The organism is [Brevibacterium] flavum (assembly GCF_019317305.1).
Classification (GTDB): Bacteria; Actinomycetota; Actinomycetes; order Mycobacteriales; family Mycobacteriaceae; genus Corynebacterium; species Corynebacterium glutamicum.
Genome location: NZ_CP079240.1, coordinates 254,459 through 275,630 on the forward strand (window position 1 = coordinate 254,459; position 21,172 = coordinate 275,630).

The 21,172-nt window shown below is 55.2% G+C and carries 23 protein-coding genes and 4 tRNA genes; 13 read left to right on the plus strand and 14 right to left on the minus strand.

The genetic code is table 11. The features are described from left to right. Nucleotides 1-21 precede the first annotated feature (21 nt). Nucleotides 22-1,197, plus strand: coding sequence for an aminotransferase class V-fold PLP-dependent enzyme (locus KW808_RS01200; RefSeq protein ID WP_003863419.1), 1,176 nt, complete (start codon nucleotides 22-24; stop codon nucleotides 1,195-1,197). Here KW808_RS01200 and KW808_RS01205 read toward each other — a convergent pair. Both KW808_RS01205 and KW808_RS01210 read right to left on the minus strand, forming a co-directional pair. Then, nucleotides 1,194-2,150 (minus strand): NAD(P)H-quinone oxidoreductase, encoded by a 957-nt coding sequence (locus KW808_RS01205; RefSeq protein ID WP_003863418.1) that lies wholly within the window; start codon nucleotides 2,148-2,150, stop codon nucleotides 1,194-1,196. The two genes, KW808_RS01200 and KW808_RS01205, sit on opposite strands and share 4 nt — an antisense overlap. A gap of 20 nt (nucleotides 2,151-2,170) precedes the next feature. Next, on the minus strand, nucleotides 2,171-2,698 hold the full coding sequence (locus tag KW808_RS01210; RefSeq protein WP_003863417.1) for a hypothetical protein: 528 nt from the start codon (nucleotides 2,696-2,698) through the stop codon (nucleotides 2,171-2,173). A 94-nt stretch (nucleotides 2,699-2,792) separates the two neighbouring features. Here KW808_RS01210 and KW808_RS01215 point away from each other — a divergent pair. Both KW808_RS01215 and KW808_RS01220 read left to right on the plus strand, forming a co-directional pair. Next, nucleotides 2,793-2,877, plus strand: a tRNA-Ser gene (locus tag KW808_RS01215). 94 nt (nucleotides 2,878-2,971) lie between these two features. Further along, complete coding sequence (locus KW808_RS01220) at nucleotides 2,972-3,253, plus strand: 2Fe-2S iron-sulfur cluster-binding protein (RefSeq protein WP_003857637.1); 282 nt, start codon at nucleotides 2,972-2,974, stop codon at nucleotides 3,251-3,253. Here the strand turns inward: KW808_RS01220 and KW808_RS01225 are convergent. Then, nucleotides 3,250-4,737 carry an alanine/glycine:cation symporter family protein gene (locus KW808_RS01225; RefSeq protein WP_499652442.1) on the minus strand — a complete coding sequence of 496 codons (1,488 nt, stop codon included), beginning with the start codon at nucleotides 4,735-4,737 and terminating at the stop codon, nucleotides 3,250-3,252. The genes KW808_RS01220 and KW808_RS01225 overlap by 4 nt on opposite strands. Nucleotides 4,738-5,396: 659 nt before the next feature. Here KW808_RS01225 and KW808_RS01230 point away from each other — a divergent pair. Continuing rightward, on the plus strand, nucleotides 5,397-6,290 hold the full coding sequence (locus tag KW808_RS01230; protein WP_074496165.1) for a type IV toxin-antitoxin system AbiEi family antitoxin domain-containing protein: 894 nt from the start codon (nucleotides 5,397-5,399) through the stop codon (nucleotides 6,288-6,290). Here the strand turns inward: KW808_RS01230 and KW808_RS01235 are convergent. The 7 genes from KW808_RS01235 to modA are packed head-to-tail and all read right to left on the minus strand — an operon-like array spanning nucleotide 6,282 to nucleotide 11,569. After that, the gene (locus tag KW808_RS01235; RefSeq protein WP_003863413.1) at nucleotides 6,282-7,355 is read right to left on the minus strand and encodes a ThiF family adenylyltransferase; all 1,074 of its coding nucleotides are present in this window, start codon (nucleotides 7,353-7,355) and stop codon (nucleotides 6,282-6,284) included. The two genes, KW808_RS01230 and KW808_RS01235, sit on opposite strands and share 9 nt — an antisense overlap. After that, nucleotides 7,352-7,810 carry a molybdenum cofactor biosynthesis protein MoaE gene (locus tag KW808_RS01240; protein ID WP_003863412.1) on the minus strand — a complete coding sequence of 153 codons (459 nt, stop codon included), beginning with the start codon at nucleotides 7,808-7,810 and terminating at the stop codon, nucleotides 7,352-7,354. Before KW808_RS01240 ends, KW808_RS01235 begins: the two co-directional genes overlap by 4 nt. Continuing rightward, entirely contained in the window at nucleotides 7,800-8,261 is a 462-nt protein-coding gene (locus KW808_RS01245; RefSeq protein ID WP_003863411.1) for a MogA/MoaB family molybdenum cofactor biosynthesis protein, read from the minus strand. Before KW808_RS01245 ends, KW808_RS01240 begins: the two co-directional genes overlap by 11 nt. Further along, nucleotides 8,258-8,728 carry a cyclic pyranopterin monophosphate synthase MoaC gene (gene moaC, locus KW808_RS01250; RefSeq protein WP_003863410.1) on the minus strand — a complete coding sequence of 157 codons (471 nt, stop codon included), beginning with the start codon at nucleotides 8,726-8,728 and terminating at the stop codon, nucleotides 8,258-8,260. Before moaC ends, KW808_RS01245 begins: the two co-directional genes overlap by 4 nt. Nucleotides 8,729-8,742: 14 nt before the next feature. Further along, on the minus strand, nucleotides 8,743-9,927 hold the full coding sequence (locus KW808_RS01255) for a molybdopterin molybdotransferase MoeA (RefSeq protein ID WP_003863409.1): 1,185 nt from the start codon (nucleotides 9,925-9,927) through the stop codon (nucleotides 8,743-8,745). A 3-nt stretch (nucleotides 9,928-9,930) separates the two neighbouring features. Next, nucleotides 9,931-10,782, minus strand: coding sequence for a molybdate ABC transporter permease subunit (locus KW808_RS01260; RefSeq protein WP_003863408.1), 852 nt, complete (start codon nucleotides 10,780-10,782; stop codon nucleotides 9,931-9,933). After that, on the minus strand, nucleotides 10,763-11,569 hold the full coding sequence (gene modA / locus KW808_RS01265; RefSeq protein WP_003863407.1) for a molybdate ABC transporter substrate-binding protein: 807 nt from the start codon (nucleotides 11,567-11,569) through the stop codon (nucleotides 10,763-10,765). The genes KW808_RS01260 and modA overlap by 20 nt, the downstream gene beginning before the upstream one ends. Nucleotides 11,570-11,728: 159 nt before the next feature. Between modA and KW808_RS01270 the strand changes: the two genes are divergently transcribed. Continuing rightward, nucleotides 11,729-11,986 carry a MoaD/ThiS family protein gene (locus KW808_RS01270; protein ID WP_003863405.1) on the plus strand — a complete coding sequence of 86 codons (258 nt, stop codon included), beginning with the start codon at nucleotides 11,729-11,731 and terminating at the stop codon, nucleotides 11,984-11,986. On the opposite strand, the gene KW808_RS01275 is transcribed toward KW808_RS01270, so the two are convergent. Genes KW808_RS01275 through hisC form a run of 3 tightly spaced genes read right to left on the minus strand, consistent with a single transcriptional unit; the run spans nucleotide 11,983 to nucleotide 14,337 of the window. Next, a complete protein-coding gene (locus tag KW808_RS01275) occupies nucleotides 11,983-12,897 on the minus strand; it encodes an ABC transporter ATP-binding protein (protein WP_003863403.1) in 915 nt (304 codons plus the stop codon). The two genes, KW808_RS01270 and KW808_RS01275, sit on opposite strands and share 4 nt — an antisense overlap. A 2-nt stretch (nucleotides 12,898-12,899) precedes the next feature. Beyond that, nucleotides 12,900-13,322 carry a phage holin family protein gene (locus KW808_RS01280; protein ID WP_003857613.1) on the minus strand — a complete coding sequence of 141 codons (423 nt, stop codon included), beginning with the start codon at nucleotides 13,320-13,322 and terminating at the stop codon, nucleotides 12,900-12,902. Continuing rightward, nucleotides 13,312-14,337 carry a histidinol-phosphate transaminase gene (gene hisC, locus KW808_RS01285; protein WP_034983466.1) on the minus strand — a complete coding sequence of 342 codons (1,026 nt, stop codon included), beginning with the start codon at nucleotides 14,335-14,337 and terminating at the stop codon, nucleotides 13,312-13,314. The genes KW808_RS01280 and hisC overlap by 11 nt, the downstream gene beginning before the upstream one ends. Nucleotides 14,338-14,463: 126 nt before the next feature. Here hisC and KW808_RS01290 point away from each other — a divergent pair. The 5 genes from KW808_RS01290 (at nucleotide 14,464) to KW808_RS01310 (ending at nucleotide 18,648) form a co-directional block, all read left to right on the plus strand. Continuing rightward, nucleotides 14,464-14,552 (plus strand) — tRNA-Ser (locus KW808_RS01290). 29 nt (nucleotides 14,553-14,581) lie between these two features. Next, nucleotides 14,582-14,654: transfer RNA gene (locus KW808_RS01295), tRNA-Arg, on the plus strand. Nucleotides 14,655-15,156: 502 nt separating this feature from the next. Then, nucleotides 15,157-16,467: a magnesium transporter gene (gene mgtE, locus KW808_RS01300; RefSeq protein ID WP_003863396.1), complete on the plus strand. Its 1,311-nt coding sequence runs from the start codon at nucleotides 15,157-15,159 to the stop codon at nucleotides 16,465-16,467. A 406-nt stretch (nucleotides 16,468-16,873) separates the two neighbouring features. After that, on the plus strand, nucleotides 16,874-18,457 hold the full coding sequence (locus KW808_RS01305; RefSeq protein ID WP_003863395.1) for an SLC13 family permease: 1,584 nt from the start codon (nucleotides 16,874-16,876) through the stop codon (nucleotides 18,455-18,457). 118 nt (nucleotides 18,458-18,575) lie between these two features. Then, nucleotides 18,576-18,648 (plus strand) — tRNA-Arg (locus KW808_RS01310). A gap of 169 nt (nucleotides 18,649-18,817) precedes the next feature. On the opposite strand, the gene KW808_RS01315 is transcribed toward KW808_RS01310, so the two are convergent. Further along, nucleotides 18,818-19,840, minus strand: coding sequence for a prephenate dehydrogenase (locus KW808_RS01315; RefSeq protein ID WP_003855646.1), 1,023 nt, complete (start codon nucleotides 19,838-19,840; stop codon nucleotides 18,818-18,820). A 37-nt stretch (nucleotides 19,841-19,877) separates the two neighbouring features. Here KW808_RS01315 and KW808_RS01320 point away from each other — a divergent pair, with 37 nt between their 5' ends. The 3 genes from KW808_RS01320 to KW808_RS01330 all read left to right on the plus strand — a co-directional run bounded on the left by KW808_RS01320 (nucleotide 19,878) and on the right by KW808_RS01330 (nucleotide 21,156). Beyond that, entirely contained in the window at nucleotides 19,878-20,372 is a 495-nt protein-coding gene (locus KW808_RS01320; protein WP_003863394.1) for a tRNA adenosine deaminase-associated protein, read from the plus strand. Beyond that, nucleotides 20,372-20,851, plus strand: coding sequence for a tRNA adenosine(34) deaminase TadA (tadA, locus tag KW808_RS01325; RefSeq protein WP_003863392.1), 480 nt, complete (start codon nucleotides 20,372-20,374; stop codon nucleotides 20,849-20,851). The genes KW808_RS01320 and tadA overlap by 1 nt, the downstream gene beginning before the upstream one ends. Nucleotides 20,852-20,952: 101 nt before the next feature. Further along, entirely contained in the window at nucleotides 20,953-21,156 is a 204-nt protein-coding gene (locus tag KW808_RS01330; protein WP_003863391.1) for a CsbD family protein, read from the plus strand. Nucleotides 21,157-21,172 lie beyond the last annotated feature (16 nt).

The window sequence follows — 21,172 nt, forward strand, 5'->3', positions numbered from 1 at the left end:
CGGTTGAAAGGAGTGCCTTTCGTGGGTTTTGATGTGGCCAGGGTTCGGGGGCTTTATACCTCTTTGGGCGATGGCTGGACGTACCTTAATTCACATCAAATTCCGCAGGTTCCGGAGCGGGTGGCGTCGGGAGTTGCGGCGGCTTTCCGCACGCATGCGCAGATTTCTGAGGTGACGTCGCGGCCGATTGCGGTGGATCAGTTGGAGGCTGCTCGCGAGGCAGTTGCGTCGTTGGCGGGTGTGGATCCGGACTGTGTTGTGCTGGGTCCCACGAGGCAGTTTTTGGCTCATACGTTGGCGCGCGGTTTGGGTGGGTTTGTACGTCGAAAAGCGGGCGTGGTGTTGTCGCGCGCGGACGCGGACTGGCTGACCGCGCCGTTCCGCTCCCTCGACGGCGTTTTTAGCTGGGCCGAGCCCGATTTGGGCACCGGCATGCTGCCGGATTGGCAGTACGAGAAGCTTGTTGACGGCTCGACGCGCCTTGTCGTGCTCAGCGCCGCGCACCCGCTGCTCGGCACGGTCGCCCCAGTGGGCAAGATTGTGGATAAAGTGCGTGCGCGTTCGCGTGCTTGGGTGCTTGTCGACGCCACCACCTACGCAGCCTACCGCCCCCTGCGCCTAGACGAGTGGGAAGCCGATATCGTCATGCTTGATCTCGGCGAGTTGGGCGGCCCGCAGATTTCGGCGTTGATTTTCCGTGATACCTCGATGTTCCCGCGCTTGGATCGCACCGTTCCACTCGAACTGCCCGCAAGCTCCCTGCCGCATGGGCTGCTCGGCGGCGTACCCAACCTGGTGCGGCACCTGGGAAACCTGGATGAAAACGCCCCGTCCGTCGTTGAGGCGATGGGGGAGATGGCGAAATTCCACAAGGGACTTTTTGAGCATCTTGTGGAATCGCTCGAAGGACTTCACGCGGTGCATATCGTGGGAATTTCCGGCGATGCCGCAGGTCACGACGCCGCGTTCCTGGATCGAGTGCCCCGCCTGACCTTCACCATGGAGGGCGTGCCCGCAGATATGGTGTACCGCCGATTGGTGGACAATCGTTTGATCACTACCGTCAGCCCTGCTGACCCGCTGCTCGAAGCAATGGGTGTGACTGAAGCTGGCGGATCGATCACTATCGGACTAAGCCCGTTTAGCACCTACTATGAAGTGGATCAGCTGACCAGGGTGCTGGCGTCGCTGGCCTAAACCGTAAGCACGAGCTTGCCGGTGATGGTGCCATCTTGAATTTTCTGCAAGGCGGCGGCTGCTTCGGCTAGCGGCAAGGTGTGGTCGATGTGAGGGGTAATTTCCTTCGATTGCAGCAGCGGCCAAATATTTTCGACAGTGCTGCTGACAATCCGAGCCTTATCCGCCTCATCGCGACCACGCAGCGCAGTGGCAGAAATCGTGCCCCGCTTGGCCAAAAGATGACCCAAATTCAGCTCCCCTTTCACGCCACCCTGCATCCCGATGACCACCATGTGCGCGTCCTTGGCCATCGCCTTCACATTCTGTGACAAATACTTCGCGCCAATAATATCGAGAATGACATCCGCCTTGTTCTTCAAAACCTCGGCGAAATCTTCCTCCTTGTAATTGATGAGGATATCGGCCCCTAAGTTCTTACAGGTTTTTAACTTTTCAGTTGAACCGGCAGTCACCGCAACCGTCACACCCAGAGCCTTGCCCATCTGAATAGCAAACGTTCCGATACCGCCCGCGCCACCATGAATAAGGAAAGTATCCTCCTTCTGCAAGCCCGCCAGGATGCCGATATTCGACCACACCGTGCACGCAACCTCCACGATCGAGGCCGCTTCCACAAAGCTGTAACCCTCTGGAATTGGCATCAACTGACCTTCCGGAACCGCCACATATTGCGCATATCCACCGCCAGTGAGAAGGCAAGCGACTTCCTGACCCACTGTTTGCCCAGTGTCGCCGGCATCCACGATCACACCCGCACATTCCAGCCCGAGAATCTCCGAAGCCCCCGCCGGCACAGGATAATTTCCCTGCGTCTGCAAAAGATCCGCACGGTTAACGCCCGCAGCCTTCACCTCCACCAACACCTCACCAGGCTTCAGAGCCGGGACGGGGACTTCCTGTAATTCCAGAGAAGCCGTGACTTTCTCCTCAGTTTGGACGATGGCTTGCATGGTTTGGCGCGTGATTTCAGTCATGTATTCGAGGGTAGCCGGTTATTCCAATTCGTTGCGCTGTTTGACGTGATCGCTGCCACCACATTTAGCCCCGCACCAACACCAACAATGACCATCACTAACCCAAACGCCGACAATCCGGTTTCATCCTGAGGCAAAGCATCCATGGCCCACGCGAAACTAAACCCCGACGTACCACCCAACGCCGAATAAAACGGACCAGACGCAGTCCACCTAGTCCACAGACCAAGAATCACAGTGACCGCGACCATCGTGACACCACAAGCAACAACCTGCCACGGACGATAAGGACCTTGCATCTGCCCAAACTCATTCTCGTAATAACCACCCCAACTCAACCACACAAACCACACGATGAGCCCCGCAACAAAACCAAGCAACAACCCCAACCCAATACCCGGACGACGACCAGACCGCGGCACTTCCTTAGCCAACTTGTGCACCGCGAACACAATGAGGAAAACCACCAGAACCGGCACACCAATCATGACTGCAGCGATGATGGCGATCTTTAACACATCCATGTAATTCCCCCTGATTAGGTGATTTAGTATGTTCGAGACTATCGGGTATGATTTCAACTTGTCGCAAATATCAATTTTTGATGTTTGAGTCGCTGGAGACGTGACAGAGCGGCCGAATGTACTGGTCTTGAAAACCAGCGATGGGAAACCATCCGAGGGTTCAAATCCCTCCGTCTCCGCTAATAGCCCCCGTTTACGCAGGTAAACGGGGGTTTTCTGATTCTTGGGCGGTCGGGGCTTTATCCGAAAGCGCTGTTGCCTAAACTAGGGCACATGGCCCTGCACACGCACAAGATAGACGGCGAGACCTACGCTTTTTCGTGGTCACCCACGCAAACGCTTCTCGACGCCCTCCTCCAGGCCGACCTACCCGCCCGCTATTCCTGCATGGAAGGCCACTGCGGAACTTGCCAATGTACGCTGACGGGAGGGCCCTCGCACATGCTCAACAATGAAGTACTGAGCAACTACGAGATCGTCTCCGAAAACCAGGTGTTGGCCTGCCAGACAATCCGAGACGCTGACGGGCCATACCACTGTTCCTTCGATGACTAGCTCTTCTTGATCACTTCCATCGCTTCGTGATAGTTGGATGTAGCTGCATCTTTGCCGTTCCAGCACGCAATATTACGAACCTCTGGCATCATGTCGCGGTGGAACACAGGATCCAGACCAGCCTTCTTCTGAATGGTGTAATTCTTAAGCAACTTCACTGCAACGCCACCCAGCGGAATGATCGCCGCCAGGTTAATGAGCACCATGATGCCAGCGAAAGTATCACCCAAAGCCCAGATCAACGGCACCGAAGCAACCGCGCCAGAGAACACGCTGAGCAGCACCAAGAGTCGGAAAACAGTCATGACAGTCTTCGAATCGGTGAAGTACTGAATATTCGCCTGTGCCAAGTAGTAGTTACCCAGCACGGAAGAAAACGCCAGGAAGAACATCACTACGGTAATGAAGTGGGTTCCCCAACCACCAACAACGCTAGCCAGCGCGGACTGAGTCAAAGAAGAAGACTGAATATCGCCGGTCGCGTACTCCACTCCAGACAGCAGGATGACAAAAGCAGTAATGCTACAAACGAGCAGGGTGTCGAAATATACGCCCAGAGTCTGAACCAAACCCTGCTTCACAGGGTGAGACACAGTCGCGGTAGCAGCAGCGTTCGGGACAGAACCCTCACCAGCCTCATTGGAGAACAGTCCACGGCGTATACCGTTCATAAACGCCAACCAGAACGCGCCCCACACCGACGCAGTAGCAACCGGACGGAAACCAAAAGCACCAGCAATGATGTCGTTGATCATGGTCGGAACCTGCTGAATGTTAATCACAATCACCACCACACCAACAATGATGTACGCACCCGCCATGAACGGAACCATCCACTGCGTCACGTTTGCGATACGCTGCACGCCGCCAAAAATAACCAGCGCAGACAATCCAGCCATGCCCAAGCCAACAAAAGCCTTTGCAGTGGTAGAAGGGGTGCCGAGTGATACAGTAATCGCCTCAACAACCGCGTTGGACTGCAAAGCGTTGTACACAAAACCAAAGGTCAACGTGATGGCGACACCGAAAACAACCGCAAGCCACCGAGCATTCAAACCAAGCATCATGTAGTACGCAGGGCCACCGCGATAGCTGTCGCCGTCCTTCACCTTCCACAACTGTCCAAGAGTCGACTCAATGAACGATGTCGCACCGCCAACCAGCGCAATGATCCACATCCAGAACACTGCACCCGGTCCACCCAGAGTGATCGCCAGCGCAACACCCGCAACATTCGCCGTACCAACTCGCGACGCCGCAGAAATCGTGAACGCCTTAAAAGCCGAAATGTCCTGCTTGTCCGCGAACTCCCCATCCTTCGCAGGCTTCTCGACGACCGCTTTGAACATCTCCGGAATCATCCGAATCTGAACCAGCAACGTACGCCCACCGAAATAGAGGCCAGCAGCAACGAGCAAGAAGGGCAAGATCATCCACAAATTGTCGTTAATGACATCAGTGATGAAGGTCTCCAATAATTCCATGCGAAAAATACTACGCGCGTGTTACCCGATTTTTAGTAAATCCCTAGCCACGGACACTGGATTGTTATAGCCCGGAGGTGTAAAGCAAGGCAGATTAGCTCCCTGGGTGGGCGGCTCCGGAGGGGAGTCTGCCCGGCTTCGTCCGCTGTGGTGCAAACAGGGCGGGTTTCAGCTCGGGATGGTCGCTTCGACGCGCGAGCTTGCCTTGTTGTGCGCGCGGCGGGTCAATCAAGGCAGGCTTCGGCCTGGGATAGCCCTTCCCGTCGAGGAACCCGCCCTGTTTTGCCCGGGCGGGAATCCACGCGCGCGAAACCGGGCGGATTAGCCTCCCGAATGGCTGCATTCGCCGACAAGTTCGCCTTGTTTTGCACGGAGCGGGGACAGCCCGCTCGAATTCAGGCGGGTTAGCTTCACAGACGGCCGGTTTCGCCGATGAGTCCGCCCCGTTGTGCGCGCGGCGGGTCAATCAAGGCAGGCTTCGGCCCGGGACAGCCCCTCCTGCTGAGGAACTCGCCCTGTTTTACACACGCGGCGAACGAAACACGGCGAACTAGCCCGCCAAATGGCACCCCCGGCTGGGAAACTCGCCTTGTTTTGCACCAACAGGGAACCTGGAGCGCAGTTTCGGGGTCTAAGTAGGTATGGGAGAAAAACGGCGGATGTGGACGGCGAAGGAACTGATCGGGATGGGGTATTCGCGGCGGAGGATCAACAGTTTGGTGAAGGAGGGGAAGTTACACCGGGTGTTGAGGGGTGTGTATGCGTTGGATCCGCCGTCGGGGGAGGTTGTGTGGTCGGCGATTCGCCTGGTCAGGCCGGGTGCTATGTTGGATGGGAAGTCGGCGGTGGAGGTTTATCAGGGGGTGTCGTTGTCGTTGCCTGTGCGGGTGAGGGTGAGTACGTCGAATGTGTTGAGGGGGTCGCGGAATGTGGTGGCGCGGAGGTCTCAGAGGATGGATGGGATTGCTCATCGGGGGTTTAGGGTGGTGTCGTTGGTGGATACGGTTGCGACGTGTCTTGATGAGCGGAGTGTAAATCCTTCTGACCTGCGGAGATTAGTGGAGGAGAGGTATAAGTCGGGGAGCGGGGTGAAGCAGATGGCGCATGATCTGAAGTTGTTGAGAACGCGGAGGAAGGCGCAGCTGCGGGAGTTTTTGGAGGAGTGTATCTATGGTTTGGACAGTGGTCTAGAGAAGGTGATGGTGCAGGAGCTGCGGGATGCTGGGTTTCGGACCAGGCAGAATGTGGTGGTGGAGGGGTATCGGTGGGATATTCAGGTGGTGGGTGTGGCGCTGATTGATGTGGATAGCAGGAAGTATCACCAGGCGAATGGGCGGAATTTCATCATTGATCGCTGGAAGAGCAATGAAGCCGTGGTACAAGGCCATGTGCCGTTGAGGTTTACGGATGATTGTGTGAATTATGCGACGGGGGAGATCATTAAGTTGGTGAAACAGGTGGCGGAGTTCAAACGGAAGCATCCGCGGAGGAGGGTGAAAACGCAAGGCGTTGGGCCGGTGTTTAGGTGGCACAACGCCTTGGTTTTACCCTAGGGAATCTAGCCAGCCTTCGATTCCGCCGTCGAGGCTGCTCATTCCGGTGTAGCCTGCGGATTCTAAAATTGCGATGGCTTGTGCGGAGCGGACACCAGCTGCGCAGTAGACGATAACCTCTTTACCTGCGGAAACGGCGGGTGGGATGGCGCCTTCGCGGATGGCGGACAGTGGGGTGTTGTGCGCGCCGGGGATGGAGTAGGCGGAGAATTCGGAGGGTTCGCGGACGTCGATGAGCGAAACGCCGTCAACCAGCGCGGAAACTCGAGGAACATCGAGCACCTCACCAAAACCGCCAGAAATCCCCGAAACACCAGCAGACCCAAGCACCCGTTCCAGCACCTCCGGCGAACCGACGACGGGGATGTATTCCCAGGTGCCGTCGAGGGAGGAGTAGTAGCCGAGTTTTCCGATCAAGGGTGTGCCCACACCGGTGATGATTTTCAGGGCTTCCATGGCCATCGCGGAGCCCATCACGCCGACGACTGGGCCTAAAACGCCTGCTTGGGAGCATGATGGGACGGATCCGGGTGGTGGCGGGGTGGGGAAGAGGTCTTCGTAGATGGGGCCGTGGCCGGCGTGGAAGACGGAGAGTTGGGCGTCGAAACCCAGGATGGATGCCCAGACGTGGGGGATGCCAAGTTTTGCGGCGGCCCAGGATGCGAGGTGTCGGGTGTCGAAGTTATCGGAGCCATCCAAAATCACATCGGAATCTGCCAGCTCAGAAAGTGCATTTGACCAGTCCAGTCGCCTGACAGAAACCGTCACTTTAACGGAAGGGTTCAGTGCCAGCATTGCTTCGCGGGCGGACTCGGCCTTGGGTGTTCCAACGCCAGCGGTGGTGTGAATGACCTGGCGGTGGAGGTTGGAGAGGTCGACGAGGTCATCGTCAATGATGTGGATGTGGCCGACGCCAGCGCCAGCAAGGTAGAGCAGGGCGGGTGACCCGAGGCCGCCTGCGCCGATGACGGAGACCTTAGCGTCGAAAAGCGATTGTTGTTTTTGCTGGCCGATTTCGCCGAGCATAATTTGGCGGCGGTAGCGGGCGATGTCGAGGTTTTTCACAGGCCGACCCAATCGGTGGAGCCGTCGAGGCGCGTTTGCTCTTTCCAGATCGGGACCTGGGCTTTGACGGCGTCGGCGAGGTCGGAGCAGGCGGCGAAGGCGTCGGCGCGGTGGGCGGAGGCGGCGACGACGAGGAAGGCGGCGTCACCGATTTTCAAGGCGCCGGTGCGGTGCGCGGTCCAGAGGCGGGTGCGCGGGTGTTTTTCAACGATGGAGTCCGCGACAGCAGAAAGGACCTGCGGCGCGGTGGGATGCGCGGTGTAGGTCAGGGAGGTCACGCGGGCGCCGCCGTCGTGGTCGCGGACGATGCCTTCGAAGGTGACCAGCGCGCCCATCGCCTCGGTGCAGACGTCGTTTTTGGCGGCGTCGAGCAGCGGTTCGAGGGGGTCGGTGGTGAGGAAAACGTCGATGAGTTTGCCGGTTTGTTCGGCGACGTAAGCGGGGTCAGTGTTCATGGTGGCCTTGTAGAGTTCCAGTGATGTGATCAATGAGCGGGTCGAGGACAGCCGTGGCATCGCGCGCCGCACCCGTGGAGCCGGGCAGCGCCATGATGAAACTGCTGCCGATGGTGCCCGCGACGGTGCGCGACAATACTGCGGTCGGGACGGCGTCCATGCTGTAATTCCAAAAAGCGTGGGCGATGCCGGGAATTTCTTTGTCGAGGCGCGGGATTAAAGTGTCCACGGTGATGTCATCAGGCGTGAGTCCGGTGCCACCTGAAATAAGCACTACCTGCGGAAATTCCAGCTCGTCCAGGAATGCGGGCAGGTCGGCGTCCGCCACGATCACGGGGTCGGGTGTGTCAAAACCTTTTGCACGTAACCACGACACCAAAATTGGGCCAGAGCGATCCTCATACACCCCGGCAGCGGCGCGAGTGGACGCAACGATAACCAGAGCTGTCACTGCACGGACCAATCCCCAGATTTACCGCCAGTTTTTGACAGCACACGAATGCCATCAATCACGGCCATCTTATCCACAGCCTTGATCATGTCGTACACCGTCAGCGCTGCAGTGCTCACGGCCGTCAGCGCCTCCATTTCCACACCAGTAACCCCACGCGTTTTCACCGAAGCCTCAATCCGAACACCATCAGCAAGCTCAAAAAAATCCACAGTAATTTTGCCCAGCGGCAACGGGTGGCATAAAGGGATAATGTCCGGCGTCTTCTTCGCGCCCATGATACCCGCAATCCGTGCTACAGGTAACGCGTCACCTTTAGGCAGGCCAGCGCTAAAAAGCTGCTTTACGACGTCCCCCCTCATCTTCACAAACCCTTCGGCAACAGCAGTTCTCGACGTTTCATTTTTGCCCGTCACATCCACCATATGTGCGGAACCGTCTTCTCGAACGTGGGTGAGCTTGCTCATTAAATTAACTCCTGTTAGTTGAATGGGTAGATCTTAACGATGTCGTTTTCCTCCACCGTAGTCCGCGCCGGGATCCTGATCAGACAGTTGGCTGTGGCAGCTTGAACCAGCAGGTGGGAACTGGTGCCGATGAGAGGCGTGGCGAGGACCTTGCCGTTGGCATAATTGATGGTTCCGCGAAGGAATTGTTCCCGGTTGTCTTGCAAGCCCTGGACCGGGGCGGTGATGTGGGCATCGAGGTGGCGGAGCGGCTGGCGGTTGAGCGCTGGCGCGACGAAAAGTGTGAAACTCACCAAAGTGGAAATCGGATTTCCGGGAAGTGAAATGACAGGAGTTTCAGCAAAAGTGGAGGTGCCTTGTGGGCCGCCAGGTTGCTGATCGACATGCCCAAACCAGGAGTTCGGGGAGTCTTCGAGGATCTGCCTGAACACCTCAAATTTTCCGTGGCTGATACCGCCAGAGGTGATGATGGCATCTGGTTGGTACTGGTCAATGGCGTTGTCCAGTTCAAAGCGGAGTCGTTCCGGATCGTCGTTGGTGTGTAGTCCTGCGATGACCTCGATGTTGTTGCGGGCGCACAGGGAACGAAGCAGAGGGCCGTTGGCATCAGGGATCGTGGCGGGGCCGTGCTGTTCTGAAATTTCAGACCCGCCGGTAATGATCAGGACACGTGGCTTTGCTGCGACTTCAATGCTCTTGATCGACTGACTAGCCAACACCCCGATGTGCACCGAGTTAAGCTCCGTACCTGCTGGAATGATCTCGTCGCCAGCAGTAATATCCGAGCCCTGCAACCGTATGAACTGACCTTGCGGGGTGGCGGGAATTTTTACCTGTGTGGCGTCGAAATTTCCCGGTGTGGTTTTCTCCACAGGAATGATCGCGAGGGTGTTTTTAGGAAGGCGCGCACCCGTCATAATCGGCGCGATGTCTTTTTCGATGCCTCGTGGGTACCACTGATCAGGATCATGACCAGCGGGAATGATTGGTCCGACTGCGAAGGTACCACCGTTTAAATGTGAGGGGCCAAGCGCGAAGCCATCCATTTGGGAATTATCAAAACGCGGCGAATCCCACTGTGCAGTGACCGCTGAAAACGTGCGACGTCCCAACGCTTCGCGCAGATTCACGAACGTGGACTTTTGCGAGGGAAGCAGCGCTGAAATTTCTGCCAAATGTTGCTCCGGCGAACGAGACATCAATTAAACCTTTCTCACCTTGGAAAACAATCGTAACGCTCCGATGGCTCCAATGATGAGAACATAGACAGCCAAAAGCATAATCACCGCTCCCAAGGCTTTATCCATGTCATTGGAACTCAAACCAAGCTCAATATGCAACGGAATGGTGCGGGTAACACCTGCAATATTTCCAGCAAAAGTTAGCGTCGCACCATACTCGCCCAACGCCCTGGCGAATCCCAAAATCATACCGGTGAAAATTCCAGGCATCGCCAGCGGAATGATCATCTTGTGCATGATCTCCCAGCGGGTTGCACCTTCAGTAGCTGCGATTTCCTCAAACTGTTTTGGAATGCCACGCAGCGCAGTAGTCACAGTGGAAATGAAAAACGGCAACGCTACAAACACCTGGGCAAACACCACAGCCGTGGTGGTAAAAGCAATCGGCAATCCAACCTGATCAAACCAAGAACCTAAAAGACCACGCCTGCCCCACAAAAAAGTCAGCGCCAAACCAGACACCACCGGCGACAACACCAAAGGAGCATAAACCAGCACCGTCAAAACAGATGTCACCCTGGAATGCGAACGCTCATATAAATGCAGCGCCAACGCCAGCGGGAAACCCACAATTGCGCATAGTGCGGTAGAAAACAGAGCAGTTCCGATAGATAACCGTGCGGTTTCTAAAGATTCCGGCGCTGTAAGCAACTCCCAAGACCGATCCCAGGGGATCTGCAACAGCAAAGCAAAAATAGGTCCAATGATCAGCAGCATCGCCAGGGTGGCCGGGATGAGCAGCCACCCTGGGAGGATATGATTCTCGCTTCGACGCGTCTTTGTTTTTGGTGCTTTAGTTTGTGCCAAAACCATAACTGGCAAGGATCTCCTTGGCACGATCGCTGCTGAGGAACTCTGCGAAAGCCTTCGCTACCTCATTGTCTTCACCGGAGGTGGTCAATGCCATTGGGTATTCGTTGGCGTCGATACCTTCGAGTTCAATGACAGTGTTGTCCTGAGTTTTAGCCAAAGACTGAGCATCGGTTTGGTAAACAAAGCCCGCATCAACTGCACCGGTGGAAATCTTCGTGGCGACATCAGCAACATTGGCTTCCTCAGAGCTGGTGTTCAACTCGATGTCTGCGTAGTCCAAAGCCTCGTGGGTGATGGTTCCACATGGAACTTCAGGGGCGCAGATAGCAACGAGGGAGTCCTTGACGTCGGCAAGCTCTGAAATTTCGCCGGGGTTGCCGTCTGCGGTGACCAGCACCAGCTTGTTGGTAGCGATGACCTTCGAGGTTGCGCCGGCAAATTCTGGAAGTGCCAGCGCATCGTCCATGTTGGCGATGTCCGCAGAAATGAACAGATCAGATGGTGCGCCTTCGCTGATCTGGCGAACCAGCGCGGAAGAACCAGCGAAGTTAAACTCCAACTTTGCATCAGGATTGTCTTCGTTGAACGCAGCCGCGAGATCCTCAGCAACGTTGGTCAAAGACGCCGCAGCGAAAACGCTAGCGGTTCCGGAAACCCCAGCTGCTTCGGTAGCAGAGGCATTCTGGGTGGTAGTACTTGCGGTGTCTGAAGAAGAGCACGCTACGAGTGAGATACCCGCCGAAATAGTGATGAAACTATAGAGAGCTCGACGGATACTTTTGTTCATCTGAGTGCCTTTCCTACGGTAAGTTCAGTACTTAATCAGCATAACTGTGGGGTGGGAAACTTTCAGTGGGATTGGGTGGAAATTAAACGCTCCTTGTTTAAGTACTGTGCCTTTCCTACGATTAGTTCAGTACTTAATCCAGAGGGAAGTTTCAACAACATGGACATTCATTATTTTGCGGCAGCTCGGGCAGCTCGTGGGGTGGCGCAGGAAACTGTGGCACCAAGTGAACTTACACTCAGCGATCTGCTGAAACAGCTCGGTGAGCAGCACACTGAAACCACCGCAGCGGGCATGACGTTGGCGCAGGTGTTTGATCGCTGCACCTTCCTTATCGATGGCCGTTCGGCTGATTCTTCCGCCTCGCTCAGCGGGGCATCACGAGTGGATGTGCTCCCTCCTTTTGCAGGCGGCTAGAAACTAAACACCTTCTTCTGGGTTAGCGTGACGCTTTCGCCGACGTCGAATTTTTCCTCCGACACGGCGTGCCCCTCGGTGGTTTGCACAAGCCACTCGCGGCCCAAATACGTCACGGCTTCCACGGTCGCAGTGCCACCGCGGGTGAGCTGGGTGTCTTCGGGTCGCCATGCCTCCACGGCGTCCCCACGTCGGCGCACATTGAGCTCGGTGGGGGAGAGGAACTCGGCTATTTCTAGGGTTTTTGGCTTTTCGACGAGCTCCTCCGCCTCACCAACCTGCGCGACTTGGCCATCTACCAGCACAACAATTTGGTCGGCGAGCGCGAATGCCTCGGATTTGCTGTGGGTGACGTATACAAACGTCAGTCCCAACGATTGTTGAATTTTGCGCAGATCGGCCACAATATCGCGGGCTAAGGCTTGGTCGAGGTGGGCCATCGGTTCGTCGAAAAGGTAAACCTCTACGTCTCTGACCAGTGCTCGAGCAATGCCGACGCGCTGTTTTTGCCCGCCGGAGAGTTCGGTAATTTTCCGGCGGGCGAGGGGAGCAATTTCGAGCATTTCCAAAACATCACTCACCCGCTTTTTCACCACCTCATCTGCAGCATTGGTGGCTTTGAGCTTGAGCGGAAATGCCACGTTTTCCCACACATTAAGGTGCGGATACAAAGGCGAATCCTGGAAACACAGCGCAGTGTCACCCAGCTTGGCGATCTTATTCCCAATGCTCACGGTGCCTTCATCGGGTGAATCAAGGCCTGCCAGCAAACGCAGTAACGTGGTTTTACCGCTACCGGACGGCCCGATGATGGCGGTGATGGAGCCTGAGGGGACGGTCAATGACACATCGTTCAAGGCGGTGGCATCGCCGAAAAACCTTGATACGTGTTCAATGCTCAGATCCGCCATGGTTAGTCCTTTTTTGCACCGAGGAGGCCGGTAATGGGGCCAAGAACCCAGTTCACTAACGCCAGCACAATCGCACCCCAGAAGGCCGCACCGAAGGTTTCAATGTGTAGACCGAAACCGATCAAATCTGACACATACTCCGCCAGCAGCATGATTACCGCGTTGATGACCAGCGAGAACAGACCCAAGGTGATGATTGTCAACGGCAAACCAAGCAGCTTCAAGACGGGTTTCACCGTGGCATTCAACACGACAATGATTGCCGCCACCGCCAGGAATGTCAGCAGATTGTCGTGCTGACCGTCCTGATAGAGAGGTGTGGTGGGAAAACTCAGAGAGATGCCGTCGATAAGCTTAATAACCACCCACAACGCCACCGCGCCTGCTGCGGTGCGCACCGCAAAACGCCAAAGACTACCCAACATTGATGGCCTCCCACGCGCGCAGCAGCTTGTCAGTTTCCTCGGCGTTGGTCACCGAAATGCGCGCGCCCTCGGGGAACGCGCGAATGACGATACCGTGCTCGGCTAATTTAGACGCCAACTCAGCGGCGCCCTCTCCCGGCAGCCAGACGAAATTGGCCTGCGTCGGCGCAGCACCAAGCGCTGCCGCCACCGCATCACGCTTTTCGACGGTTTCCTCCACCCGCTCCATCAACTCATCGGCAGAATTCAAACTCGCAAGCGCTGCCGCCTGAGCCGCTGAATTTACTGCGAAAGGAATAGCCACCTTGTTCATCGCCGCGATGATCTCTGCGTTTCCGAAGGCGTAACCAACACGCAAGCCCGCCAGGCCATATGCCTTGGAGAACGTGCGCAAACCAATCACGTTGTCGTGGCGGTGGATTTCCTCAGTGGCAACTGGGGTGTCGTCCGCGCGGTTGAACTCAAAATAAGCCTCATCCAGCCCAACAACGACATCGTTTGGAACCTTTTCCATGAAATTATCAAACTGCGCCTGGGTGATGGTGGTGCCCGAAGGATTGTTGGGGTTGCAGATGAAAATCAGGCGGGTCTTATCAGTGATCGCGGCTGCCATCGCATCAAGATCATGATTCTGATCAGCAGTCAGCGGAATGGCAACAGGAGTGGCGCCCGCGACCTGCGCGAAAATTGGATAAGCCTCAAAGCTGCGCCATGGAAAAATGACCTCATCGCCCTGAGCGCACGTTGCCTGAACCAGCTGTTGACACAGCGCAGACGAGCCGCAACCTACCGTGACCTGGTCAAACTCAACCTCTAAATGCTCTGCAAGAGCCTCACGGAGCTCAACCGCACCCATATCCGGGTACCGATTAGCCCCCTGAGTAGCCTCCGTCACCGCATCAACTGCTGCCGGGAGAGGGGAAAAACTAACTTCATTACTAGATAACTTCGTAGCATCAACAAGACGACGGCCAGGGACATAAGTAGGGATAGTTGCCAAATCTGCTCTAATCATGATTTACACAGTACTAGCCCCTATGGACACGCATCCGATTAAGTCATTTACCTGCAGGTTTGCTGAAATTTAGCAAGAGGGGGTACTGTAACATATCGGTTCTATCGGCCAGCCCGAGCGAACTAAGGAGACGTGCCAGAGCGGCCGAATGGGACTCACTGCTAATGAGTTGTCCTCTTAACGGGGGACCGGAGGTTCAAATCCTCTCGTCTCCGCTCTAGCTTGATTTCGGTCAAGCGAGAAAGCGCCCGTAGCTCAACGGATAGAGCATCTGACTACGGATCAGAAGGTTGGGGGTTCGAATCCCTCCGGGCGCACAAGTAAAACCCCAGGTAAACACGCTGTTTGCCTGGGGTTTTGGTGTTCCTCCCTAACGCTGCCGAGTGTGATGGGGGTAAGCGTGTTGAAATAGCATGGAAAACTAGCCCCTCAGCACGGCATCCTGTAGTCGTATTACAGCTTCGCGTAGTTGTTTAACATGGGCTGAGTCTGAAAGCGCGAGTGCTTCCCTCAGTAGTGAGGTAAATTGCTGATCACTGAATTATGTCAGAAGTATCTTATCTATGACGCTGGACAGGATGTGGGTCGAAGCAGACATGTCTTCGGTGGTAGGCCTGGATGAGTCGCTTTCTGTGCGCACTTCTAGCTTAAAGTTTATCGTCTCCGAATTATTCGTTGACTGTCCAGTGGACTAAATGTCGTTTTCATGGATACAAACCTCAAGTACGGACCTAAGTTTGATTTTCCATAATCTCGTATTTCCCCTGATAGGCTCAGATGCGCCTGAAATCGGGCCTGTTGAGGGGAGAGGTATGTGACATGAAAGAGTTGGAACTGGGCGAGGCGAGGGACGTCGCTGCAACGTTGGAAGCGATGCCGATCCAAGAGGTTATTGATCAGGTTGAGCGAACTTCTATAACTAAAGGCGCGGTGCTGCTGCGTCTGCTCAGTAAAGATCGATCGTTGTTGGTCTTCGATGCTCTTGGTCCGCGCCTCCAGGCTGATCTCATTGGTGCTTTTCAGGATGCGGAAGTGCTGGATTATTTCGCTGACCTTGACCCTGATGACCGCGTTTCACTGCTTGATGAGCTGCCGGCGTCGATCGCTGACGAGTTGCTTCGCAGTCTCGATCCGCAGGAAAAGCAGGTCACGGAGCTGGTCCTGGGTTACGCAAAGGGGTCGGTTGGACGTTGGATGTCGCCCCAGGTTTTATTGCTTTTCGACGACATGTCCGTCGCCGAAGTCTTAGATTTTGTGCGCAATCATGCTGCTGAGGCTGAGACGATTTATGCCTTACCTATTGTGAACCGTGCTCGCCAAGTGATGGGCGTGGTGTCGTTGCGAAAGCTGTTCATCGCAGATCCCACTCTAAAAGTCTCGGAAATCATGGTGCGTCCTGTTTCGGTGTTGGCGTCCGCGGATATTGAAGAAACCGCCCGCTGGTTCCTGCAGTTGGACCTCGTTGCGATGCCCGTTGTGGATGAATCGAACATGCTCTTAGGAGTGCTGACCTTCGATGATGCGCAAGACATCGTGGAGCAAGCCGACTCTGAGGACTCCGCTCGCAGTGGTGGTTCGGAACCTCTCCAGCAGCCGTATCTATCCACGCCGATTCGGAAACTGGTGAAGTCCCGCATCGTATGGCTTCTGGTTTTGGCAGTGTCAGCAATTTTGACGGTTCAAGTTCTTGATATTTTCGAAGCCACCTTGGTTGAAGCCGTGGTACTGGCATTGTTCATTCCTTTGCTCACTGGTACTGGCGGAAACACCGGAAACCAAGCTGCAACAACCGTGACCCGTGCGCTCGCATTGGGTGACGTCCGAAAATCAGATGTCTTCCGCGTCTTGGGCAGAGAAATCCGAGTCGGCCTCATGCTCGGGGCATTGTTGGGTGCCGTTGGATTTGTGATCGCATCGCTTGTTTACGGCATGCCCGTAGGCACTGTCATCGGTCTGACATTGTTGGCGGTGTGCACGATGGCCGCATCAGTTGGCGGAGTAATGCCAATTATTGCCAAGGCGATCGGAGCGGACCCAGCGGTGTTCTCTAATCCTTTTATTTCAACCTTCTGTGATGCAACAGGTTTGATCATCTACTTTGCAATTGCCAAGTTGGTGCTCGGAATCTAAAAGATTTTTGCTTTTCGACGTCCACTCCCAGTCCTTAACCGTATTGGCAAGCCTGCCAGCTTCGGCATTTCTATGAAGTTTCTCTGTCGCGGTTAATCATCAAATTTGGAGCAAAGTTCAAAAAATTTTACTTCGCGTAACCATTGCACATTGGGGTGGGACGGGTGTAATGCAAAACTTAGTAACCTTTACCTACCGCCAAGAAACTAGTGGTCAGGCCAATCCATTAAAAAGGTGTGATGATTGACGGGGGAGGGGCTGAACGTGATCTTTCTACCAATTCGCACTGCGAACGTTAATATTCCCTCGTTGGCTTACATGGTCATTGATGACCGGGCTGAGTATGTGAGAAAATCCATCCCTTCTTTAAGCAAGGGAGTGAATTACAGAAAAGGATTGTTCAGCAATGAGCACACCTGACATTAAAGAAGGCTCGGCAGAATCACCGGGCGAAGTAATGGTCGTTGGAGACAGGCGAGAGTGGCGTCGACAAGCAACCGGCATCATTGCCGGCCTCGTCCTAGCCGCCCTGGTCTATCTTCTCTTCCCCTCGAACTCCGTGGAAACCGTCATGCAATCCAGTGGCGTCGATCCAGAAACTGAATACACCAACAACGCGATGCGTCTTACTGCTGCAGTCACAATCTTGATGGCAGTGTGGTGGATGACAGAAGCAATCCCACTAGCAGCAACCGCACTTATCCCGTTGGTTGCATTCCCTGCTTTCCAGGTTGTGGACTTTGGGAAGGCAGCAGCTCCGTATGCCAACCCTACGATCTTCCTCTTCTTGGGCGGCTTTCTCATGGCACTTGGCCTGCAGAAATGGAACCTACACCGACGCATGGCTCTAGCGGTCGTGCTAGCTGTTGGTACTAAGCCAAAGCAATTGGTCTTGGGTTTTATGGTGGCAACTGGATTTTTGTCCATGTGGGTGTCTAACACTGCAACGGCCGTGGTTATGTTACCGATCGGTATGTCGGTACTAGCACTGACCGCTGAGACTGTGGGCGGAATGAAAAACCAAAAGAAATTCGCCACTGGACTCATGCTGTCCATTGCTTATTCTGCTTCCATCGGTTCACTCGGCACCTTAATTGGCACGCCACCCAATGCCTTGCTTGCTGCGTATATGTCTGAATCGCATGATATCCACATCGGATTTGGTCAGTGGATGATTCTGGGTGTACCAATTGCTGTCGTCTTCACCATCATCGCGTGGCTTGTGTTGACCACCGTGTTCAAGCCAGAAATGAAAGAAATCCCTGGCGGACGTGAACTGATCAAACGTGAAATCGCTGAAATGGGGCCGTGGACTGCACCTCAGGTCACAGTGGGTGTTATTTTTGCTGCAGCTGCACTGGCTTGGGTCTTCATTCCATTAATTCTAGATTGGACCGGTTCCCAGCTCTCTATCAATGACTCCCTCATTGGCATCGCTGCCGGCCTGCTGATGTTTATCGTTCCCGCTAACTTTAAAACCGGCGAACGCATTCTTGATTGGCGTACTGCAGGCGAACTTCCATGGGATGTTCTCTTGCTTTTTGGTGGCGGGCTTTCACTTTCTGCGATGTTTACCAGCACGGGACTTTCCCTATGGATCGGTGAACTAGCTAAGGGACTTGATGCCTTTCCAATCTTCCTTCTCATCTTCGCCATTGCTGTACTGGTGTTGTTCCTGACCGAGTTCACCTCCAACACCGCAACAGCGGCAACCTTCCTGCCAATCATGGGTGGCGTCGCCGTAGGTATCGGACTGACCGCAGGTGGCGAGCAGAATGTTCTGCTGCTGACCATCCCAGTCGCACTGTCCGCAACCTGTGCGTTCATGCTTCCAGTGGCAACGCCTCCAAACGCGATTGCATTCGGCTCCGGCTACATTAAGATCGGCGAAATGGTCAAGGGTGGTCTGTGGCTGAACATCATCGCAGTCATCCTCATTTCGATCTCCACCTACTTCGTAGCGATCCCACTCTTTGGCATCATGCTTTAAAAGTTAACAGGCCCGCAGTCAACGTAAATGGCGTTGAACTGCGGGTTTGTTGTTCTTTCTGAAGCTGTGTAAAGTAATCGTCGTTGCAGAGAACGCCACACGGTAAAAAATCTGCACTGCGCCCGTAGCTCAACGGATAGAGCATCTAACTACGGATCAGAAGGTTGGGGGTTCGAATCCCTCCGGGCGCACAAATAAAACCCCAGGTTGATTAAAAAGTCAGCCTGGGGTTTTCGCGTGCGCCGGTGTGTACTTTGTGCACGTTCGACACCAAGATTTCGGCAAAATGGTGGCCAAAATTAAGAAATCTTGGTGTCGAATTCATATTAGGAATCGCCTGAGAATCATCAGCCGATAAAACTAGAACACTTCGATCCGTGCGCCGAGGGTTTCAGCGTGGATGAGCTGCTTCTCCCAGTTTGGTGTGCCCGGGTGGAGACGGAGCACTGGCCTGGATGAGGTGATGGTAGGGCTAACGGATTCTTTGGCGCGTCGCTGGCCGGAGCGGGCTTCGTAGCGGATGCGGGATCGGTAGCCGTTGTCGGCAAGTTGCTCGATGTTTGGCTGTTCTGCGGTGAGGCCTTCGCGGGCTTCGTGGAGGATCGCCAGTGCTTCGTCGAGGGCTTTGACCAGTGGGCCGGCATTGCTTTCACACATGGCGCGGACGAGTCCTGGGTCGGTGCCTGCAACGCGGGTGGAGTCGCGGTAGCTGCCAGCGGCCAAAGAGAGAGACAGTGCGCCACCGTTGTCACCGACGATGGCGAGGGTTTCAGCCAGGATGTGTGTTAAATGAGACACTCGTGCTGCTGCTGCATCGTGTGGGCCAACTCGGGATGGGACAACTTCAGCGCCCACGGCGAGTGCCATTTGGACGACGTCTTTCCAGATGCTGATCCAGGTGGAGTTGATGTCGGTGCCGTCGAAAAGCTGGTCGAAGGTGACCACCCATACTGCTCGTTTGAACAGTCCGTCCATGGATGCGCTCCAGCCGGAGTTGGCGGTGCCTGCCATGGGGTGGGATCCCACATAGCGGTGTTGCATGTTGCGGGCTTTTACTGCATCGTAGACGGCGGTTTTTACGGATACGACGTCGGTGAAGCCGTTGTTTGGTGCGTGGGTGTGGATGGCGTCGAGAAGCGAATCGATTGCGGTCATGGGGACCGCGAGGACGATGAGCGCATCTTCGGCGGCTGCACGCTGGAGGGTTGCTTCAAGATCGGCGGAAACGTCGAAGCCTTCGTCGACGGCTGATTTAGCGCCGGAGCGTGAGCGGTTGTAGCCGAAGACGGAGTGGTTGGCTGCATGGAGGTCGCGGAGGAGGGATCCGCCGATGAGGCCGAGGCCCAGGATGCATACTGGGCGGGAAATGTCTTTGGTAGTCACCTGACAAGTGTGGCACATACCTACTACGGTTATCTCTATGAACACTGAAGAGGATGGCCTGAGCTTTGCAGTTACGGCTACCTTAGTTGAAGGTAAATGGCAGGTACGCGAGTTTGAGGATCACTTCTCCAAGCTCTCTACCTCTATTAATGCGGTTCGCTCGCTGCGTAGCGAGGGGCCGGCGTTTGCGCTGTTGTGCGTTGATGATGAATATTTTGTGATGGTGCGTCCCACCCCAAGTAGGGTATTCCTTTTCCTTTCGGATGCGCCGATGGCTGTCGACGATGATTTCGCCGCCGCGGTGATGGATGAACTCGATGCGGATCTTCCAGATATCAACCCTGATGATTTGGACGACATCGATCCATGGCCAGAAGGTGATTTCGATATTTTGGCGGATTTGGGGCTGTCTGAGGAGGTTCTTTCCGTGATTTGCGATGACATGGATTTGGATCCTTCCGAACAATTGCTGCGCATCGCGGAAGAACTCGGTTTTGATAATGATCTGGCTCGGGTGGTGGGATTCGACTAGTGGGCGTTTTACCTGTGCAGGCGCGCATCGAAGACGATGAGCGCCGCATGCGCCATGCTTTGGATATTGCTCGCCAAACCCCTGAGGGGGACGTTCCCGTTGGCGCCGTCATTTACGCGCCGACCGGGGAGATCCTGGCGACCGCAACGAACCGTCGAGAAGCAGACCGCGATCCCACGGCCCACGCCGAAATTATTGCTTTACGACGAGCCGCCCGCCGTTTTTCCGACGGCTGGCGGCTGAGTGACTGCACCGCGGTGGTCACCTTGGAGCCCTGCAGTATGTGCGCCGGCGCCTTGGTGGGTGCTCGAATCGGACGCATCGTATTCGGAGCATTTGAGCCCCGAACCGGCGCCTGTGGATCTGTATTTGACGTGGTTCGAGACCCCGCGGTGTTGCACAAAGTGGAAGTCAGTGGAGGAATCCTCGAGCCTGAATGTGCTGCCTTGATGACCGAATTTTTCGAACTTCACAGGTAACGGATTTATATCAATTTCAGGGCGGGGCGAGCTTTTGCAAAGACTCGCTCCTATGGTGGGGGTCACAAAAACCTCAACAAGAAGTAGGAGAGGAGCACCACATGAGCGATTTTTCCAACAAGGCAGAGGACCTCACAGGTAAGGCTAAAGAAGGATTCGGCGAGGCAACTGATAACGAGTCCCTAGCTGATGAGGGCCGTGCGGATCAGGCTAAGGCAGACATCAAGGATGCTGCTGAAAATGCCGGTGAAAAGGTAAAGGACGCAGCTAACAAGGTTCTGGGTGCGTTCAAGAAAGACGACTAATCCCGTACTTGTTCAG

What these genes read in the sequence shown, in the direction of transcription:
- moaC (WP_003863410.1), bottom strand. Translation starts at nt 8,728, where the DNA reads ATGAGCAAGCTCACCCACGTTCGAGAAGACGGTTCCGCACATATGGTG.
- KW808_RS01225 (WP_499652442.1), bottom strand. Translation starts at nt 4,737, where the DNA reads ATGGAATTATTGGAGACCTTCATCACTGATGTCATTAACGACAATTTG.
- KW808_RS01305 (WP_003863395.1), top strand. Translation starts at nt 16,874, where the DNA reads ATGAGCACACCTGACATTAAAGAAGGCTCGGCAGAATCACCGGGCGAA.
- KW808_RS01240 (WP_003863412.1), bottom strand. Translation starts at nt 7,810, where the DNA reads ATGAACACTGACCCCGCTTACGTCGCCGAACAAACCGGCAAACTCATC.
- KW808_RS01205 (WP_003863418.1), bottom strand. Translation starts at nt 2,150, where the DNA reads ATGCAAGCCATCGTCCAAACTGAGGAGAAAGTCACGGCTTCTCTGGAA.
- mgtE (WP_003863396.1), top strand. Translation starts at nt 15,157, where the DNA reads ATGAAAGAGTTGGAACTGGGCGAGGCGAGGGACGTCGCTGCAACGTTG.
- KW808_RS01320 (WP_003863394.1), top strand. Translation starts at nt 19,878, where the DNA reads ATGAACACTGAAGAGGATGGCCTGAGCTTTGCAGTTACGGCTACCTTA.
- hisC (WP_034983466.1), bottom strand. Translation starts at nt 14,337, where the DNA reads ATGATTAGAGCAGATTTGGCAACTATCCCTACTTATGTCCCTGGCCGT.
- KW808_RS01330 (WP_003863391.1), top strand. Translation starts at nt 20,953, where the DNA reads ATGAGCGATTTTTCCAACAAGGCAGAGGACCTCACAGGTAAGGCTAAA.
- KW808_RS01275 (WP_003863403.1), bottom strand. Translation starts at nt 12,897, where the DNA reads ATGGCGGATCTGAGCATTGAACACGTATCAAGGTTTTTCGGCGATGCC.
- KW808_RS01270 (WP_003863405.1), top strand. Translation starts at nt 11,729, where the DNA reads ATGGACATTCATTATTTTGCGGCAGCTCGGGCAGCTCGTGGGGTGGCG.
- KW808_RS01260 (WP_003863408.1), bottom strand. Translation starts at nt 10,782, where the DNA reads ATGGTTTTGGCACAAACTAAAGCACCAAAAACAAAGACGCGTCGAAGC.
- modA (WP_003863407.1), bottom strand. Translation starts at nt 11,569, where the DNA reads ATGAACAAAAGTATCCGTCGAGCTCTCTATAGTTTCATCACTATTTCG.
- KW808_RS01280 (WP_003857613.1), bottom strand. Translation starts at nt 13,322, where the DNA reads ATGTTGGGTAGTCTTTGGCGTTTTGCGGTGCGCACCGCAGCAGGCGCG.
- KW808_RS01210 (WP_003863417.1), bottom strand. Translation starts at nt 2,698, where the DNA reads ATGGATGTGTTAAAGATCGCCATCATCGCTGCAGTCATGATTGGTGTG.
- KW808_RS01255 (WP_003863409.1), bottom strand. Translation starts at nt 9,927, where the DNA reads ATGTCTCGTTCGCCGGAGCAACATTTGGCAGAAATTTCAGCGCTGCTT.
- KW808_RS01220 (WP_003857637.1), top strand. Translation starts at nt 2,972, where the DNA reads ATGGCCCTGCACACGCACAAGATAGACGGCGAGACCTACGCTTTTTCG.
- KW808_RS01230 (WP_074496165.1), top strand. Translation starts at nt 5,397, where the DNA reads ATGTGGACGGCGAAGGAACTGATCGGGATGGGGTATTCGCGGCGGAGG.